14 protein-coding genes and 1 tRNA gene are annotated in these 16,568 nt (G+C 65.1%); 5 read left to right on the forward strand and 10 right to left on the reverse strand.

Annotated elements, in window-relative coordinates; translation table 11 throughout:
* Positions 1-142: 142 nt before the first annotated feature.
* Positions 143-4,405: a DEAD/DEAH box helicase gene (locus AC0SZ7_RS11220; RefSeq protein ID WP_475504466.1), complete on the forward strand. Its 4,263-nt coding sequence runs from the start codon at positions 143-145 to the stop codon at positions 4,403-4,405.
* Between the two features lie 203 nt (positions 4,406-4,608).
* On the opposite strand, the gene AC0SZ7_RS11225 is transcribed toward AC0SZ7_RS11220, so the two are convergent.
* Together AC0SZ7_RS11225 and AC0SZ7_RS11230 are read right to left on the reverse strand one after the other, a co-directional pair.
* Positions 4,609-5,934 carry an APC family permease gene (locus tag AC0SZ7_RS11225; RefSeq protein ID WP_475504467.1) on the reverse strand — a complete coding sequence of 442 codons (1,326 nt, stop codon included), beginning with the start codon at positions 5,932-5,934 and terminating at the stop codon, positions 4,609-4,611.
* A 97-nt stretch (positions 5,935-6,031) separates the two neighbouring features.
* Entirely contained in the window at positions 6,032-6,850 is an 819-nt protein-coding gene (locus tag AC0SZ7_RS11230; RefSeq protein ID WP_475504468.1) for a carbon-nitrogen hydrolase family protein, read from the reverse strand.
* A gap of 179 nt (positions 6,851-7,029) precedes the next feature.
* Here AC0SZ7_RS11230 and AC0SZ7_RS11235 point away from each other — a divergent pair, with 179 nt between their 5' ends.
* The 3 genes from AC0SZ7_RS11235 to AC0SZ7_RS11245 are packed head-to-tail and all read left to right on the forward strand — an operon-like array spanning position 7,030 to position 9,732.
* Positions 7,030-7,821, forward strand: a complete 792-nt coding sequence (locus AC0SZ7_RS11235) for a helix-turn-helix transcriptional regulator (RefSeq protein ID WP_475504469.1) — start codon at positions 7,030-7,032, stop codon at positions 7,819-7,821.
* Positions 7,822-7,854: 33 nt separating this feature from the next.
* Entirely contained in the window at positions 7,855-9,465 is a 1,611-nt protein-coding gene (locus tag AC0SZ7_RS11240) for an FMN-binding glutamate synthase family protein (protein WP_475504470.1), read from the forward strand.
* A gap of 39 nt (positions 9,466-9,504) precedes the next feature.
* On the forward strand, positions 9,505-9,732 hold the full coding sequence (locus AC0SZ7_RS11245; RefSeq protein WP_416426270.1) for a YheU family protein: 228 nt from the start codon (positions 9,505-9,507) through the stop codon (positions 9,730-9,732).
* An 11-nt stretch (positions 9,733-9,743) separates the two neighbouring features.
* Here the strand turns inward: AC0SZ7_RS11245 and csrA are convergent, their stop codons facing one another.
* The 3 genes from csrA to AC0SZ7_RS11260 form a co-directional block, all read right to left on the reverse strand.
* Positions 9,744-9,944, reverse strand: a complete 201-nt coding sequence (gene csrA / locus AC0SZ7_RS11250) for a carbon storage regulator CsrA (protein WP_475504471.1) — start codon at positions 9,942-9,944, stop codon at positions 9,744-9,746.
* Between the two features lie 179 nt (positions 9,945-10,123).
* Entirely contained in the window at positions 10,124-10,456 is a 333-nt protein-coding gene (locus AC0SZ7_RS11255; protein ID WP_475504472.1) for a YnfA family protein, read from the reverse strand.
* 73 nt (positions 10,457-10,529) lie between these two features.
* Entirely contained in the window at positions 10,530-11,342 is an 813-nt protein-coding gene (locus AC0SZ7_RS11260) for an SDR family oxidoreductase (RefSeq protein WP_475504623.1), read from the reverse strand.
* Positions 11,343-11,604: 262 nt separating this feature from the next.
* Here AC0SZ7_RS11260 and AC0SZ7_RS11265 point away from each other — a divergent pair, with 262 nt between their 5' ends.
* Positions 11,605-12,744 (forward strand): OpgC family protein, encoded by a 1,140-nt coding sequence (locus AC0SZ7_RS11265; protein ID WP_475504473.1) that lies wholly within the window; start codon positions 11,605-11,607, stop codon positions 12,742-12,744.
* Between the two features lie 7 nt (positions 12,745-12,751).
* Here the strand turns inward: AC0SZ7_RS11265 and nadA are convergent, their stop codons facing one another.
* From nadA to ybgF, 5 genes are all read right to left on the reverse strand, one after another.
* Entirely contained in the window at positions 12,752-13,810 is a 1,059-nt protein-coding gene (gene nadA, locus AC0SZ7_RS11270; protein WP_475504474.1) for a quinolinate synthase NadA, read from the reverse strand.
* A gap of 235 nt (positions 13,811-14,045) precedes the next feature.
* Positions 14,046-14,121 (reverse strand) — tRNA-Lys (locus AC0SZ7_RS11275).
* 99 nt (positions 14,122-14,220) lie between these two features.
* Positions 14,221-14,895 (reverse strand): 7-cyano-7-deazaguanine synthase QueC, encoded by a 675-nt coding sequence (gene queC / locus AC0SZ7_RS11280; protein WP_475504475.1) that lies wholly within the window; start codon positions 14,893-14,895, stop codon positions 14,221-14,223.
* A 32-nt stretch (positions 14,896-14,927) separates the two neighbouring features.
* Positions 14,928-15,575, reverse strand: a complete 648-nt coding sequence (gene queE / locus AC0SZ7_RS11285) for a 7-carboxy-7-deazaguanine synthase QueE (protein WP_475504476.1) — start codon at positions 15,573-15,575, stop codon at positions 14,928-14,930.
* A 163-nt stretch (positions 15,576-15,738) separates the two neighbouring features.
* Positions 15,739-16,563, reverse strand: coding sequence for a tol-pal system protein YbgF (gene ybgF, locus AC0SZ7_RS11290; protein WP_475504477.1), 825 nt, complete (start codon positions 16,561-16,563; stop codon positions 15,739-15,741).
* Positions 16,564-16,568: the final 5 nt, after the last annotated feature.

The raw sequence follows: 16,568 nt of genomic DNA on the forward strand, positions 1-16,568 counted from the left end.
TTCTGGGCATGCGCATTTTGGGCGGGCTGGGATTTGTATGGTGGGAGCGGGCTTGCCAGCGAGCTTTTGGAGGCCCACAAAGCTCGCTGGCAAGCCAGCTCCCACAGTTGCAACTTGCAGCCGGCTAGCGCATCAATACTGAATGAACCTGCCCGCTTCCGACGACCCGGCGCTCGACGGTTTCCACCCCGCCACCCGCGCCTGGTTCCAGCACACCTTCCCGGCCGTGACTCCGGCCCAGGCGCGCGCGTGGCCATTGATCAAGGCCGGCGAATCACTGCTGGTGGCGGCGCCCACCGGCTCGGGCAAAACGCTGACGGCGTTCCTGGCGGTGATCGACGACCTGGTGCAGCTGGGCGACGCCCTGCCCGAGCAGACCCTGGTGGTCTATGTGTCGCCACTGAAAGCGCTGTCCAACGACATCCAGATCAACCTGCAACACCCCTTGGCCGGCATCGGCGAACAGCTGCAGGCCATGGGCCTGCCGCCGGTGCCGATTCGCACGGCGGTGCGCACTGGCGACACCCCGCAGAAAGAGCGCGCGGCCATGCGCAAGCAGGCGCCGCACATTCTGGTCAGCACCCCTGAATCGCTGTATGTGCTATTGGGCTCGGCCTCGGGGCGCAAGATGCTCGGCAACGTCGGCACGGTGATCGTCGACGAGATCCACGCGGTGGCCGCCAGCAAGCGCGGCAGCCACCTGGCGCTGAGCCTGGAGCGTTTGCAGGCGCTGTGCCCGGCGCCGCTGCGGCGTATTGGCCTGTCGGCTACCCAGCAGCCCATCGAACGCGTGGCGCGGTTCCTGGTAGGGCACGAACGGCCGTGCGCCATCGTCGACATCGGCCATGCGCGGCCCCGCGACCTGGCCATCGAGGTACCGCCGGTGCCCTTGGGCGCGGTGATGGCCAATGACGTGTGGCTGCTGGTCTACGACCGCCTCGCCGAATTGAGCCGCCAGCACCGCACCACGCTGATCTTCGTCAACACCCGGCGCCTGGCCGAACGCCTCGCGCGGCACCTCAGCGACCGCCTCGGCCGCGATGCAGTGGCCGCCCACCACGGCAGCCTGGCCAAGGAACAGCGGCTGGCCGCCGAACAGCGGCTCAAGCGCGGCGAGCTGCGGGTGCTGGTGGCCACCGCCTCGCTGGAACTGGGGCTGGACATTGGCGACGTCGAGCTGGTGTGCCAGATCGCCTCGCCGCGCTCGATCTCGGCGTTCCTGCAAAGGGTCGGGCGTTCGGGCCACCAGGTGGGCGGCACGCCCAAGGGCCGGCTGTTCGCCACGTCCCTGGACGACCTGATCGAATGCGCGGCGTTGCTCGACTGCGTGCGCCGTGGCGAGCTGGATATCCTCCACGTGCCCAAGGCCCCCCTGGACGTGCTGGCCCAGCAGATCATCGCCGAGGTCAGCTGCCAGGAATGGCACGAAGACGCACTGCTGGCGCTGATGCAGCGGGCCATGCCCTACGCGCAGCTGGACCCGGCCCATTACCAGGCGCTGCTGCGCATGCTTGCCGAGGGCTACAGCGGGCGCCAGGGCGTGCGTGCCGCGTACCTGCACCGCGACGCGGTGAGCGGTACCCTGCGTGGCCGCCGTGGCGCACAGCTGACCGCCGTCACCAGCGGCGGCACCATCCCCGACAACGCCGACTACAGCGTGGTGCTCGAACCCCAGGGCCTGAACGTGGGCAGCGTCAATGAAGACTTCGCGGTGGAAAGCATTGCCGGTGACATCTTCCAGCTCGGCAACACCTCGTACCGCATCCTGCGCATCGAGACCGGCCGGGTGCGCGTGGAAGACGCCCAGGGCCAGCCGCCGAACATCCCGTTCTGGCTGGGCGAGGCGCCGGGGCGCAGCGACGAGCTGTCGCTGGCGGTAGCGCGCCTGCAAGGGCATATCGACGAACGCCTGGGCGCACTCGACGGCCAGCTGCGGAGGCTGATCGAGCAACTGCAGGCCGAGCTGGGACTGGGCGCCGACAGTGCCGAGCAACTGGTGGACTACCTGGCCCGCACGCGCAACGCCCTGGGCGCCCTGCCCTCGCGCGACACGCTGATCATGGAGCGCTTTTTCGACGAGTCCGGCGGCACCCAACTGATCATCCACACACCGTTTGGCAGCCGCATCAACCGCGCCTGGGGCCTGGCGCTGCGCAAGCGCTTCTGCCGCACCTTCAACTTCGAGCTGCAGGCCGCCGCCAGCGAAGACGCCATCGTGCTGTCGCTGTCCACCAGCCACAGCTTCGCCCTGGACGAGGTGTGGCGCTACCTCAACAGCAACAGCGCCGAGCACCTGCTGATCCAGGCCGTGCTCGACGCGCCGTTGTTCGGCGTGCGCTGGCGCTGGACCACCGGCGTGGCCCTGGCGCTGCCGCGCTACACCGGCGGCCGCAAGGTGGCGCCGCAGGTGCAGCGCATGAAGAGCGAAGACCTGATTGCCACGGTGTTCCCCGACCAGATTGCCTGCCTGGAAAACATCGTCGGCGAGCGCGAGATTCCCGACCACCCGCTGGTGGAACAGACCCTCGACGACTGCCTGCACGAGGCCATGGACAGCGAAGGCTGGCTGGCCCTGCTGCGGCGCATGGAACAGGGCCAGGTACGGCTGATCAGCCACGACCTGCCGGCACCCTCGCCGTTGGCCGCGGCAATTCTGAATGCGCGGCCCTATGCGTTTCTCGACGACGCGCCGCTGGAAGAACGCCGCACCCAGGCGGTGCTCAACCGCCGCTGGCAGGAACCTCAGGCGGCCGATGACCTGGGCGCGCTGGACGCCGAAGCGATTGCCGCGGTGGCCGCCGAAGCCTGGCCGGCGCCTCATACGCTGGACGAGATGCACGAGGCGCTGATGCAACTGGCGGCCATCAACAGCCACGAAACCGCCAGCCAGCCCCAGTGGCAAGGCTGGCTGCAAGCCTTGGCGGCGGGCGGCCGCGCGACGCTGATAAACGCCGGCAACGGCCAGTTATTGTGGCTGGCCGTGGAGCGCCTGCCGCTGCTGCGGGCGCTGTACCCCGCCGCGCGCTGCACGCCCGCCTTGCACCCATTGCCTGGCTTCGACGAGCCTTGGGACCGCGACGCTGCCTGCCAGGAGCTGCTGCGCGCGCGCCTGAGCGGCTTCGCGCCGCTGCGCCTGGGGGAAATCGCCGGGCCGCTGAACCTGCCCCTGCCACAGGTGGAACAGGCGCTGGCGCGGTTGGAAGGCCAGGGCTACCTGTTGCGCGGCCAGTTCCGCCCCGGTGTGCGCGACAGCCAGTGGTGCGAACGGCACCTGCTGGCACGCATCCATCGCTACACTGTGAAACGCCTGCGGCGCGAAATAGAACCGGTCAGCCTGCAGGATTTCATGCGCTTTCTGCTCGACTGGCAGCACCTGGGCAGCAGCACCCGCTTGCAAAGCCAGGCTGCCCTGGGCCAGGTGCTGGAACAACTGGAAGGCTACAGCGCCCCAGCCGCAGCCTGGGAAAGCGACCTGCTGCCCTGCCGCCTCAAGGACTACAGCGGCCAATGGCTGGACGATGCCTGCCGCACCGGCAAAACCTTGTGGACGCGCCTGGCCGCCAGCGGCAAGGCGCTGACCGCCACCCTGCGCAGCACGCCCATCGTGCTGCTACCGCGGGCGCGGGCCAACCTGTGGCGCGGCCTGTCGCCGGCGGTGGGCATTGAAGAACTGTCACCGCGTGCGCGCAAGGTGCACGAGGTGCTGGGCCAGCACGGCGCGCTGTTCTTCGACGAGTTGGGCAGCGACGCGCACCTGCTGCGCAGCGAGCTGGAGACCGCCCTGCAGGAATTGGTCTCGGCGGGCCTGGTAAGCGCCGACAGCTTCGCCGGCCTGCGTGCGCTGATCACCCCCGCCAGCAAGCGCCAGGCCCGCAGCCCCCGGCGCGGGCGCGGTGCGTTCATCGGTGGCATGGACGACGCCGGGCGCTGGGCGCTGCTGCGGCCGGTGGGCAACGACAAGCGTGACCCGCTGGACGAGGTGGCCATGACCCTGCTGCGGCGTTATGGCGTGGTGTTCTGGCGGTTACTGGAGCGCGAGGCCGACTGGCTGCCCAGCTGGCGCGAATTGCTGCGTACTTATCATCGCCTGGAGGCCCGTGGCGAGATACGCGGTGGGCGCTTTGTCAGCGGCCTGGCCGGTGAGCAGTTCGCCCTGCCCGAGGCCATTCCGGTGCTGCGCGAGGTGCGCAAGCGGCCGCTGGACGACAGCCTGGTGGCCATCAGCGCCAGCGACCCGCTGAACCTGGCCGGCACCTTGCTGCCCGGCGCCAAGGTGCCGGCCATCAGCGGCAACCGCCTGGTACTGCGCGACGGCTTGCCGGTGGCGGCGATCATTGCCGGCAAGCCGCAGTATTGGCAACCCGAAACCCCAGCGCTGCGCGCCGCGTTGCTGCATACCCCGTAGCAGCTGCCGCCAGGCTGCGTCACCCGCACCGCGAATTATCAGGCATAGGCGGCGGCCTCGGACGCAGCCTGCGGCAGCTGCTACGTGGGTTCGGCGGGCTGCGCGGGAGGCAATCGCGCCAGGCACCTGTAGCAGCGGCCAAAGGCCGCGTCCGAACACACCGCGCCATAGGACGCAGCCTGGCGGCAGCTGCTACGAGGCGGTTATGTCGCTTCCTGGAAATCCATCTCCGGTGGTTGGCGGCGCAGGCCGCCGGTCAGCACCAGCAGGTAAACGCAACCCAGCGCCAGCCAGCTGACGCCGAGAATGATCGCCAGATGGTCGAGGCTGATCATCAGCCACAGGTCCGCCAGCAGGCCGATCAACGGGCACAGCAGGAACAGCAGCACTTCGCGTGGGCCGCGTTTTTCACCATTGATCCAGTAATGGAAGATGACCGACAGGTTCACCAGGCTGAAGGCCAGGAAGGCGCCGAAGTTGATGAACGAGGTGGAGGTGGTCACGTCCATTTTCAGCGCCAGCAACGCCACCACGCCGCACAGCAGGATGCTGTTGACCGGCGTGCCGAAACGCTCGCTGAGCTTGCCGAAGAACGCCTTGGGCAGCACGCCGTCGCGGCCCATGGCGAACAGCAATCGCGAGCCGCTGGCCTGCGCCGACAGCCCCGAGGCGAACTGGCCGACGATCAGGCCGATCATGAACACCGACACGAACAGGTCGCCACCGATATTGCGGGCAATTTCATAGGCCGCAGAATCGACGTTGTCGAACACGAACGAGGGGTGCGCCAGCTGCACGAAGTACGACACCGCCACGAAGATCAACCCGCCGATCAGGGTGATGAGCATGATCGCCCGCGGGATGGTGCGGCGCGGGTCACGGGTTTCCTCTGTCAGCGTGCTGACCGCATCGAAGCCCAGGAACGAGTAGCAGGCGATGGCCGCGCCGCTCATGATCAGCGGCATCTGCATGTCACCGTTGAAGAACGGTGCCACGGTCCACAATGGCTTGCTGGCATCACCGGCCACGTAGTGCACGGCCAGCGCGACGAAGGCCACCAGCACCAGGAACTGCACCAGCATCAGCAGCGCGTTGACGGTGTTGGCCAGCTTCAGGCCCACGCAGTTGATCAGGCTGGTGACGCCGATGAAGGCCAGCACCCACAGCCATTGCGGCACGGCGGGGAATGCCGAGCCCAGGTAGGCGGCGCCGATCAGCCAGATGGCCATGGGCAGGAACAGGTAGTCCAGCAGCACTGCCCAGCCCGCCAGGAAGCCCAGCTTGGGGCTGATGGCCTTGCGCACGTAGCTGTAGGCCGAGCCGGCCACCGGGAAGGCGGCGGCCATGCGCCCGTAGCTCATGGCGGTGAAGAACATCGCCACCAGCGCCGCCAGGTAAGCGGCCGGCACCATGCCGGCGGTGGACTGGGCGAGGATACCGAAGGTGCCCAGGACGATGATCGGGGTCATGTAGGCGATGCCGAACAGCACCACCGAACCCAGGGAAAGGGTGCGTTGCAAACGAGCCATGTACGACTACTCCGCGAATTATTGGATTTATGGCAGAACCGAGGTCGGCAAAAACAGCAGGCGGCGGGCCTCTGCGGGCCCGCGCGCCAAAAGTGCATCAGCGCGGGATAAGCAGCTCGCGCAGGCCGTTGGCGTGCTCAACGACTTCGCCCGGCAGGCGCAGGCGCTGGTCGTCCAGGTAGCGATAGTCCTTGCGGGCGGCCTGCAGGCGAGTCAGGTCCAGTTCGACACTGAACTGCACCTCGTCGCGGCCGGCTTCCTCAAGCAGCGTGCCGAACGGGTCGACCAGCGCGCTGCCGCCGGCGAACAGCAGGCCGCCATCACCATCACCAACGCGGTTGACCATCAGCGCGAACGCCTGGTTTTCCTGGGCGCGGGCCATGATCGCAGTGCGGTGCGTGGGGCCGTAGGGGTCCATGTTGCCGTTGGTGACGATGATCAGCTCGGCGCCCAACTGCCCCAGCGCGCGGGCGCTTTCCGGGAACTCGATGTCGTAGCAGATCAGCAGGCCTACGCGCACGCCCTGCCACAGGGTGGTGGCGAAGCGGTCACCGGCGCTGAACACGCCACGGTCCGAGGCCCACAGGTGGGTCTTGCGGTACTTGAGGGCAATACCCTCGGGGGTGATCAGCAGCGTGGTGTTGTAGAACCTTCCCTGGTCGTTCTCGGCCACGCCGATCACCACGGCAATATCGCGCTCGCGGGCGGCCTGCTCGATGGCGCGCACGGTGGGGCCGTCCAGCGGCTCGGCGACCGCAGCCACGGTGTGGGCGGAGGGGAAGCCCATCAGGTGGGTTTCCGGGAACACCACCAGGCGAGTATCCTCGGCGCACGCGGCAATCGCCGCCAAGGCGCGTTCAAGGTTGTACGCGGTGGCATTGTCCTGGCCCGCCAGCTGGGCAAGTTCGACCTTCATGGGTTCTCCTTGTTGGATAGTGAATTCCCTGTAGCAGCGGCCGCAGGCCGCGTCACTGCCAACGCCGTGGCGGCGCCGGACGCCGCCTGGCGGCAGCTGCTACGGGATTGAGCCAGTATGCGCAGCACACCCCCACCAGGGGAATTACGCAGCCGGGGTAACCCGATAGGGGTAGTTGCATGAGTCTTTCGCTGGACGACGTGGCCTGGCACCGGGCCGTCGGGCAATTGATCGAGGGCCTGGACAAGGCCAATTTCTGGACCCGCCTGGTGCGCCTGCTGGACCAGTACGTCAGCTTCGACAGCTGGGTGGCGCTGCTTTTCAGCAGCAACCAGCGGCCCGTGGTGTTCGCCGAGTGCCCCGGCGAGGACGGCAGCCCCGACCAGCTGTTCCAGGACTACCTCAAGGGCCTGTACCTGCTGGACCCGTTCTACATCGCCAGCCGCGAGCCCACCCCTGACGGCCTGTACCGCCTGGCCGAGGTGGCGCCCGAGCATTTCGAGCTGACCGAATACTACCAGCGCTACTTCCGCCTGAACGTGGTGGCCGACGAGATCCAGTTCAACTGCCGCATCGACGCCGACCGCACCTTGTGCCTGTCGCTGGGCAGCACCCGGCGCTTCGGCAACGAGCAGATCGCCCTGCTGGCGCTGATTCAGCCGTGGGTGCTGGCCCTGCTGCGCCAACGCCTGGCGTTCGAGGACAACAGCCCGCCCGCAGTGATTGCCGCGCCGGACTGGCGGGCGCAGCTGGAGGCCTCGGTGCAGCAGCTCAAGGGCGCGCAGCTGACCGCGCGTGAACTGGACGTGGGCCGCCTGATGCTCAGCGGCTGCTCCAGCAAGGAGATCGCGCGCAAGCTGGATATTTCGGTGGAAACCGTGAAGGTGCACAAGAAACACATGTACAGCAAGCTGGGCATCAAGTCGCAATCCGAGCTATTTTCCATATTCCTGCAGGCCCAGAACACCTGAGCCTGACATGTACTGGTCACCCGGGGATATTGCATGAGCCTGTCGCTGCTGAGCCGCTACGCCTTCTTTGCCGCCTGTGTCCTGTTCACCCTCGCCTGCATGCCGTTCATGAACCACGACTGGCTGTGGCCGTTCGCGTTCGCCAGCGGCATCCTCAGCCTGATCGGCATTTTCGACCTGCTGCAGACACCCCACGCGGTGCGCCGCAACTACCCCATCCTGGGCAACATTCGCTACTTGGTGGAGGGCATACGCCCGGAAATCCGCCAGTACCTGCTGGAGTCCGACAGCGACGCCCTGCCCTTCTCCCGCGCCCAACGTTCGCTGGTGTACGCCCGGGCCAAGAATGAGACCGCCGACAAGCCGTTCGGCACGCTGATCGACGTGTACCACCCCGGCTTCGAGTTCATCGGCCACTCCATGCGCCCGGCGCCGCTCAGCGACCCGGCCAGTTTCCGGGTGATCATCGGCGGCCCGCAGTGCACCCAGCCCTATTCGGCGTCGATCTTCAACATCTCCGCCATGAGCTTCGGGGCCCTCAGCGCCAACGCCATTCGCGCGCTGAACCAGGGCGCCAAGCTGGGCAACTTCGCCCATGACACCGGCGAGGGCAGCATCAGCCCTTACCACCGCGAGCACGGCGGTGACTTGACCTGGGAGCTGGGCAGCGGCTATTTCGGCTGCCGCACCAGCAGCGGCCTGTTTGACCCGGAAAAATTCGCCGTGCAGGCCCGCGAGCCGCAGGTGCGCATGATCGAAATCAAGATGAGCCAGGGCGCCAAGCCCGGCCACGGCGGCATCCTGCCCAAGCACAAGGTCACCCGCGAGATCGCCGACACCCGCGGGGTGATGATGGGCGAAGACTGCGTGTCGCCGTCACGCCATTCGGCGTTTTCCACGCCCATCGAGATGATGCATTTCATTGCCCAGCTGCGCGAACTGTCCGGCGGCAAACCGGTGGGGTTCAAGTTCTGCATGGGCCACCCCTGGGAGTTCATGGGCATCGCCAAGGCCATGCTGGAGACGGGCATCCTGCCGGACTTCATCGTGGTGGACGGCAAGGAAGGTGGCACCGGCGCCGCCCCCGTGGAGTTCACCGACCACATGGGCACGCCCATGCGCGAAGGCCTGCTGTTCGTGCACAACACCCTGGTGGGCATGAACCTGCGCGACAAGATCAAGCTGGGCGCCAGCGGCAAGATCGTCAGCGCGTTCGACATCGCCAGCGTGCTGGCCATCGGCGCCGACTGGGCCAACTCGGCGCGTGGCTTCATGTTCGCCATCGGCTGCATTCAATCGCAAAGCTGCCACACCAACAAATGCCCCACCGGCGTCGCCACCCAGGACCTGCTGCGCCAGCGCGCCCTGGTGGTGCCGGACAAGGCCAACCGGGTGCTCAACTTCCACCACAACACGCTCAAGGCGCTGGCGGAAATGCTCGCCGCGGCGGGCCTGGTGCACCCCTCGCAGCTGGAAGCCAAGCACCTGGTGCGGCGCATGTCGGCCACCGAGGTTAAGCTTTTTTCCCAGCTGCATGTGTTCCTCAAGCCCGGTGAACTGCTGAGCGGCGAAGTCAGTGGCGAGTTCTACCAGCGCATGTGGGCCATGGCCCGCGCCGACAGTTTCGAGCCGAATGCGATCTGACCCGCGTGGTAACATGCATGACATTTTGCGAGAGCTGCCATGCTGATTCCCCACGACCAACTGTCGCCCGAGACCCTGACCCTGCTGATCGAGGATTTCGTCACCCGCGACGGCACCGACAACGGCGACGAGACGCCGTTGCAGACCCGTGTGGAGCGGGTCCGCCACGCCCTGGCGAAAGCCCAGGCCTTCATCGTGTTCGACCCCGAGAGCCAGCAATGCACGCTGATGCTCAAGCACGACATCCCCAAAGAGCTGTTCGACTGAACCTGGCGGCCTCAGCTGCCGTGCATCACCGCCGCCGCTTCGCGTGCCGTCTGCGCCATGATGCGGCGGTACACCTCGGCCCGGTGGATCTCGACATGCTTCGGCGCCTGGATGCCGAAGCGCACCTGGTTGCCCCGAACCTCCAGAATTTTTACCCAGATGTCATCGCCAATGGCAATGGCCTCGCCCACCGATCGCGTCAATACCAGCATCGTCCAACCCTCACGCTCATTGAATGAGCCCTGAGACTGCGCCGGGTATTGACCGCTATCAATGCTTACGGATCAAAACAGGATTGCCCTACAAGCCGTGTCGAATTTGCCTACAGAAAAGTCTGAGGAAATGACGTAGGACCACACCAATTCGTACGGTTTCGAACGCTTTTCCACCCTTATGAACTGTGCAGTTTCGGCCCCCACAGGATGATGCTGGCGCCGATCACGCACAGCACCGCGCCCAGCCAGTCACTGCCCGCCGGGCGCACGCGTTCCACCAGCGCCAGCCACGCCAGTGAAGTCACGATGTACAGGCCCCCGTAGGCGGCATAGGCGCGCCCGGCGTAGGCGGCTTCGACGCGGGTGAGCAACAGCGCGAAGCAGGCCAGGCTGAGCAGCGCCGGCACGGTCCACCAGGCGCTCTTGCCCAGCCGCAGCCACATGTAGAAGGCGTAGCAGCCGGCGATTTCGAAGACAGCCGCCAAGATGAACCACAGATAGTTGAGCACAGCGCCTCCCGGGTAGAAAAAAACCCGGGCGTCTGGCCCGGGCTTTTCAAGGATACTCAGGATCGCGCCGTGGTTACGAGCCCTGCCGTGCCTTGGCGCGCATTTTCTCTGCCATGCTCGCCATCTCGTCATACAGCGCCTGCGGATTCTGCTGCTTCAACGCCCACGCCTGCCGCCCCTGCTCATGCGGCAAGATCATGAATTCGCCCTCTGCCACCCGCCGGTAAACGTAATCGGCAATATCGGCCGCCGTGATCGGCGAGCTTTCCAGCAGCTTGCCCACCTGCACCTTCATGGCCGGGGTGGGCCCGCGGAAAGAGTCCAGCAGGTTGGTCTGGAAGAACGACGGGCACACCACGTGCACGCCCACTTCCTGCTGGCGCAGTTCCACCAGCAAGCTCTCCGACAGCGCCACCACGCCCGCCTTGGCGACGTTGTAGTTGCTCATGGCCGGGCCCTGCATCAGCGCCGCCATTGAAGCGATGTTGATGATTGTGCCCTTGCTCTTTTCCAGCAACGGCAGGAAAGCCTTGCAGCCCTTGACCACGCCCATCAGATTGATCGCTATCTGCCAGTCCCAGTCCTCCAGCTGCAACTCGCTGAAGAAGCCACCGGAGGCAACGCCGGCGTTATTGACGATGACGTCGATGCCGCCCAGCTTCTCCTCGCACGCCTGCGCCAGGGCCGTGAGCTGGCTGTAGTCGCGCACGTCGCAACGTTGCACGAAGCCGTCGCCGCCTGCTTCACGCACCAGCTTCAGCGTCTGCGCCAGGCCCGCCTCGTTGACGTCCGCCAACGCCAGGTGCCAGCCCTCGCGTGCCCAGCGAAGCGCGATTTCGCGGCCCAGGCCCGACCCGGCGCCGGTGATCATCATGCGATTGTGCATAGCCAATGCCCTGTGTTCCTTGAATGGTAGTGGCCAGTCTAGTGAAGGAAGGCGCAGGGCTCATGCACCATCAGGTTAGTGAATGGGTGATGCAAACGAAGGCCTGCCCAGCGCTTTGTGACATTCGGTAATAACCCGGTTTTGCAATCACCGGCAAAAACCGCGACCCTCCCCGCCGCTGATCGGTCGTCATGCTTCACGCGGAACCTGCCCGCCGAACGCCTATCCTTATTCCATCACCTTTCGTTCAAGGCCATTCATCATGATCACTCGCCGCGACCACCGTATCGACTTCTATCGAGGGCTGGCGTTGATCTTCATCTTCTGGGATCACATACCGCAAAACCCGCTCGCCAACTTCACCGCGCGCAATTTCGGCTTCAGCGACGCGGCGGAGATCTTCGTGTTCCTGGCCGGCTACGCGGCCGTGCTGGCCTACGGCAAGATTGCCCTGCGCAGCGGCTACCTGATCGCCACGGTGCGCATCCTGCGCCGCGCCTGGGTGCTGTACGTGGTGCACATCTTCCTGCTGGTGCTGTTGATGGGCATCATTTTCGTCGCCAACAGCCATGTCGAGACCCGCGACATGATTCAGGAAATGAACCTCAACTACTTCATCTTAAACCCCCAGCAGGCGCTGGTGGATGAGCTGCTGCTACGCTTCAAGCCCAACCTGATGGACCCGCTGCCGTTGTACATCGTGCTGTTGGCGGGGCTGCCGCTGGTGCTGCCGGTGCTGATCAGGCACACCGGGCATGCGGTGGGCGTGTCGCTGGCGGTGTATGGCCTGACGCAGTGGTTTGGCTGGAACATTCCTGCCCACGGCAACGGCCTGTGGTATTTCAACCCCTATGCCTGGCAGGCACTGTTCGTGCTGGGCGGCGCGGCGGCGCTGCATAGCCAGGCGCCGCAGGTGGCCGATACGCGCCCGTTGCGCCAGCAGCCGCTGTTCATGACCTGCGCAATTGCTCTGGGCGTCAGCGCGGTGGTTGCCCTGAGCTGGAAATGGCCGGCGCTGCACGACGCCTTCATGCCCACCTGGATCGCCGAGCGCCTGTACCCCATCAGCAAGACCAACCTGGCGCCGGTGCGCCTGCTGCACTTCCTGGCGCTGGCGTATTGCGTGGGCAAGTTGGTGCCGTCCGGCGCCTGGGTGCAACACTGGCTGGTGCAGAAGGTGGCGACCATGGGCCGCTATTCACTGGAGATTTTCTGCCTGAGCGTGGTGCTGGCGCCGCTGGCGGACATGGCCAACGCCCTGGCCGATGACCGCATGCCCATGCAGATAGCCACGTCGCTGGCAGGCGTGGGCCTGATGCTGGCCCTGGGGCAGTGGCTGGAATTGAACAAGCGGCTGACCAGCCCGGCGCCAACGGCGGCGGGCGTGGCCAGCCAGGCCTAGGCAGCCCCTAGGCGTTGCCGGACAGCTTCATCCGTGCAGCCTGGGTGAAGTCGAGCATGCGCTTGAGCGGGCGGATGGCCTGGGGAATCAGCGCCGGGTCGACGAAGATTTCGTTGCGCCCTTCACGCAGCGCGTTCAGCGTGCGCTCCAGGGTATTCATCGCCATCCACGGGCAATGCGCGCAGCTGCGGCAGGCGGCGCCGTTGCCGGCGGTAGGCGCTTCCACAAAGATCTTGTCGGGGCACAGCTGCTGCATCTTGTAGAAGATGCCGCGGTCGGTGGCGACGATGAAGGTCTTGTTCGGCATGCTCTGGGCGGCTGCGATCAGCTGGCTGGTAGAGCCCACGGCATCGGCCAGCTCGATCACCGACTCCGGCGATTCAGGGTGCACCAGGATGGCCGCGTCCGGGTACAGCGCCTTCATGTCTTCCAGTTGGCGCCACTTGAACTCCTCGTGAACGATGCACGAACCGTCCCATAGCAGCATGTCGGCGCCAGTCTTTTTCTGGATGTAGCGGCCCAGGTGCTTGTCCGGGCCCCAGATGATGGTCTCGCCGTTGTCCATCAGGCTTTCGACGATTTCCAGCGCGCAGCTGGAGGTCACCACCCAGTCGGCACGCGCTTTCACCGCCGCCGAGGTGTTGGCGTACACCACCACGGTGCGTTCGGGGTGCTGGTCGCAGAAGGCCGAGAAGTCTTCCACCGGGCAACCCAGGTCCAACGAACAGGTGGCGTCCAGCGTCGGCATCAGCACGCGCTTTTCCGGGGTGAGAATTTTTGCCGTCTCGCCCATGAAGCGCACGCCGGCCACCACCACGGTCTTGGCCGGGTGGTTCTTGCCAAAGCGGGCCATTTCCAGGGAGTCGGACACGCAACCACCGGTTTCTTCGGCCAGGGCCTGAATTACCGGGTCACAATAGAAATGCGCGACCAACACGGCGTCCTGAGCCTTGAGCTCGGCGGCGATGGCGGCACGGTAGTCGGCTTCCTGCTCGGGCGTCAGCGGCTTGGGCTGCTTGGCATCGAGGTGGGCCTGGACCAGAAGGCGTTCGGAAATCTGCGTCATGTTGGCAAGACCTGCAGGCGCTTGTGCGCGAAAGTCGAGTATACCACCCGTGCTTACGCGAGCCTGGGCGTTGTTTCCCTGGTGGTACAAACCACCGGGCCGACGAAGGCTACAGCCAATGAGATGATTTCCAAAGATTTTTTTGCGCGCCGCAGACAGCCAGCGATGAATAGAAAACGCGGACGAAAAAAGCCGGATCGTGCTGTGCACGTTCCGGCTCTTTTCTTCTTGCATATGGTGGGTCGTGTGGGACTCGAACCTACGACCAATTGGTTAAAAGCCAACTGCTCTACCAACTGAGCTAACGACCCGCTGTGTTAGCATCGCTGCGACTGTGTGTCTGTGTCGCCGCGTTGTGGTGCGTATAATACTGATTTCTAACGAGAATTCAACACCTTATTTGAAAAAAATCAAAAATATCTCGTTGGGTCGTTTACACCGGCCGCCGCGAAGCCTTCGGCGCGCAGGCGGCAGCTGTCACATTTGCCACAGGCACGGCCCTGATCGTCCGCCTGGTAGCAGGAAACGGTAAGGCTGTAATCCACGCCGCGGGCGATGCCTGCCTTGACGATATCGGCCTTGCTGAGGTTCTGCAGCGGCGCCTGGATGGTGAAGCCCTGCCCTTCCACGCCAGCCTTGGTGGCCAGGTTGGCCATGCGTTCGAACGCTTCGACGAACTCGGGGCGGCAATCGGGGTAGCCGGAATAGTCCACGGCGTTGACGCCGATGAAGATGTCACGGGCGCCCAGCACTTCCGCCCAGCCCAGGGCCAGGGACAGGAACACGGTGTTGCGTGCTGGCACGTAGGTCACCGGGATACCTTCGGTGGGGGCCTCGGGCACGTCGATGCTGCTGTCGGTCAGGGCCGAGCCACCGATGCCGTTGAGGTTCAGGCCGATCACTTTGTGCTCTACCGCGCCCAGGTCGCGGGCAACGCGGGCGGCAGCGTCCAGTTCTGCGCGGTGGCGCTGGCCGTAGTCGAAGCTCATGGTGTAGACGCTATAGCCGTCGGCCTTGGCCATGGCGACGACGGTGGCCGAGTCCAGGCCGCCGGAGAGCAGGATTACCGCTTTTTTGTCAGTCATGTCTGATGTCCTTGAAGAAAATCGACGGGGATTTAGCGGCCGGGTTCGTCGTTCCACAGCAGTTTATGCAGTTGCACCTGGAAGCGTACCGGCAGGTTGTCGGCGACGATCCAGTCGGCGAGGTCGGTAGCGTTCAGTTGGCCCTTGCTCGGCGAGAACAGCACATCGCTGACACGACGGTCGAGGCCGTACTGAATCAGCTTGGAGACCGCCCAATCGTAGTCGTCACGCGAGCAGATCACGAACTTGACCTGGTCATTGGGGGTCAGCAGCTCGATGTTCTCGTAGCGGTTGCGGTGCGATTCCTCGGACGCCGGGGTCTTGAGGTCCAGCACGCGGCTGGCGCGGGTGTCGACCTTGGAAATATCCAGGGCGCCGCTGGTTTCCACCGACACTTCATAGCCGGCGTCGCACAGCTGCGCGATCAACGGAATGGCGTTGGGCTGGGCCAGGGGTTCGCCGCCGGTAACGCACACGTAGCGCGGCTTGAATTCGGCCACCTGTGCCATCAGCGAATCGAGGGTGCGAATGGTGCCGCCCGTGAAGGCGTAGGCGCTGTCGCAGTATTGGCAGCGCAGCGGGCAGCCGGTCAGGCGCACGAAAACCGTGGGCAGGCCCGCCGTACGAGTCTCCCCCTGCAGCGAGTAGAAGACTTCGGTGATGCGTAATGTGTCTTGCATAGGGTCCACGGGCATGACAGCTAAACAGGCTGACCGCCTCCGTTGGGCACTTCGATGAACCCGCAAACGCGTAGTCCAGGGAAGCGTGTTCGAATAAAAGGGCATCAATTCTAACGAAAAAACCCGCGGCAAGCGCGGGTTTCTTCAAGTTGGCAGTGCCAGCTTACATTTTCTGCAGGTCACGCTGGGCCAATTGCGCAGCGGAAGTGCCAGGGTACTGGCTGACCACTTGCTGAAGGATGCCCTTGACGCGGTCGGTATGGCCCAGGCGGCGCTCCACGTCGGCCAGCTTGTACAGCGAATCAGGCACTTTGGCGTGCTTGGGGTACAACTGGCTGACCTTGGCGAAGGCCTGGCCGGCGCCTTGCAGGTCGCCCTTGGCCAGGTTCACTTCACCCAACCAGTATTGGGCGTTGCCCGCGTACTGGCTGTTGGGGTATTTGCGCAGAAAGGCGGCGAACGCCAGGCTGGCCTTGTCGAAGTCCTTGGCCTTGATGAGGTCGAAGGCGGCATCGTAGTACAACTTTTCCTTTGCCGGGTCACCCGGCTCGGCGCTGGCCGCAGGCGCCTGGGCGGCTTGCGGAGGCACCGGGGAACCGGCGGCGTTGATATCGCCACCGGCTTGAGAATTCTCGGAAGGTGCGGCGGCTGCAGGTGCAGTGCCGGTTCCAATACGACGATCGAGATCCTGATAACGCTCCAGGCCCTGCTGTTTAAGCTGCTGGATATCGTTTTGCTGGACTTCGACCTGTCCGCGCAGACGCGCGATGTCTTCCTGCATTTGTTGCAGCTGCATGAACAGCTGACCCTGCGCGGAAACCGGGGCTTGCGCCCCGGCATCAGCGTAGGCGCCGCTCGTGCCATAACCCGATGGCGGATTACTGCTGGTACCGTTGGTACCATCACCATCAACCACAGGAACCTCTGCCCAGGCCACGAGTGGCAGGGCGAGAGCCAGAATAGTTACAGCACGGCGGCACGTTCGCATATCGA

This window comes from Pseudomonas sp. JC1203, from assembly GCF_056175065.1.

Bases quoted from the DNA above. Each gene is read 5' to 3' on its own strand.
- AC0SZ7_RS11220 (WP_475504466.1), top strand. From the start codon at position 143: ATGAACCTGCCCGCTTCCGACGACCCGGCGCTCGACGGTTTCCACCCC.
- AC0SZ7_RS11225 (WP_475504467.1), bottom strand. From the start codon at position 5,934: ATGGCTCGTTTGCAACGCACCCTTTCCCTGGGTTCGGTGGTGCTGTTC.
- AC0SZ7_RS11230 (WP_475504468.1), bottom strand. From the start codon at position 6,850: ATGAAGGTCGAACTTGCCCAGCTGGCGGGCCAGGACAATGCCACCGCG.
- AC0SZ7_RS11235 (WP_475504469.1), top strand. From the start codon at position 7,030: ATGAGTCTTTCGCTGGACGACGTGGCCTGGCACCGGGCCGTCGGGCAA.
- AC0SZ7_RS11240 (WP_475504470.1), top strand. From the start codon at position 7,855: ATGAGCCTGTCGCTGCTGAGCCGCTACGCCTTCTTTGCCGCCTGTGTC.
- AC0SZ7_RS11245 (WP_416426270.1), top strand. From the start codon at position 9,505: ATGCTGATTCCCCACGACCAACTGTCGCCCGAGACCCTGACCCTGCTG.
- csrA (WP_475504471.1), bottom strand. From the start codon at position 9,944: ATGCTGGTATTGACGCGATCGGTGGGCGAGGCCATTGCCATTGGCGAT.
- AC0SZ7_RS11260 (WP_475504623.1), bottom strand. From the start codon at position 11,342: ATGCACAATCGCATGATGATCACCGGCGCCGGGTCGGGCCTGGGCCGC.
- AC0SZ7_RS11265 (WP_475504473.1), top strand. From the start codon at position 11,605: ATGATCACTCGCCGCGACCACCGTATCGACTTCTATCGAGGGCTGGCG.
- nadA (WP_475504474.1), bottom strand. From the start codon at position 13,810: ATGACGCAGATTTCCGAACGCCTTCTGGTCCAGGCCCACCTCGATGCC.
- queC (WP_475504475.1), bottom strand. From the start codon at position 14,895: ATGACTGACAAAAAAGCGGTAATCCTGCTCTCCGGCGGCCTGGACTCG.
- queE (WP_475504476.1), bottom strand. From the start codon at position 15,575: ATGCAAGACACATTACGCATCACCGAAGTCTTCTACTCGCTGCAGGGG.
- ybgF (WP_475504477.1), bottom strand. From the start codon at position 16,563: ATGCGAACGTGCCGCCGTGCTGTAACTATTCTGGCTCTCGCCCTGCCA.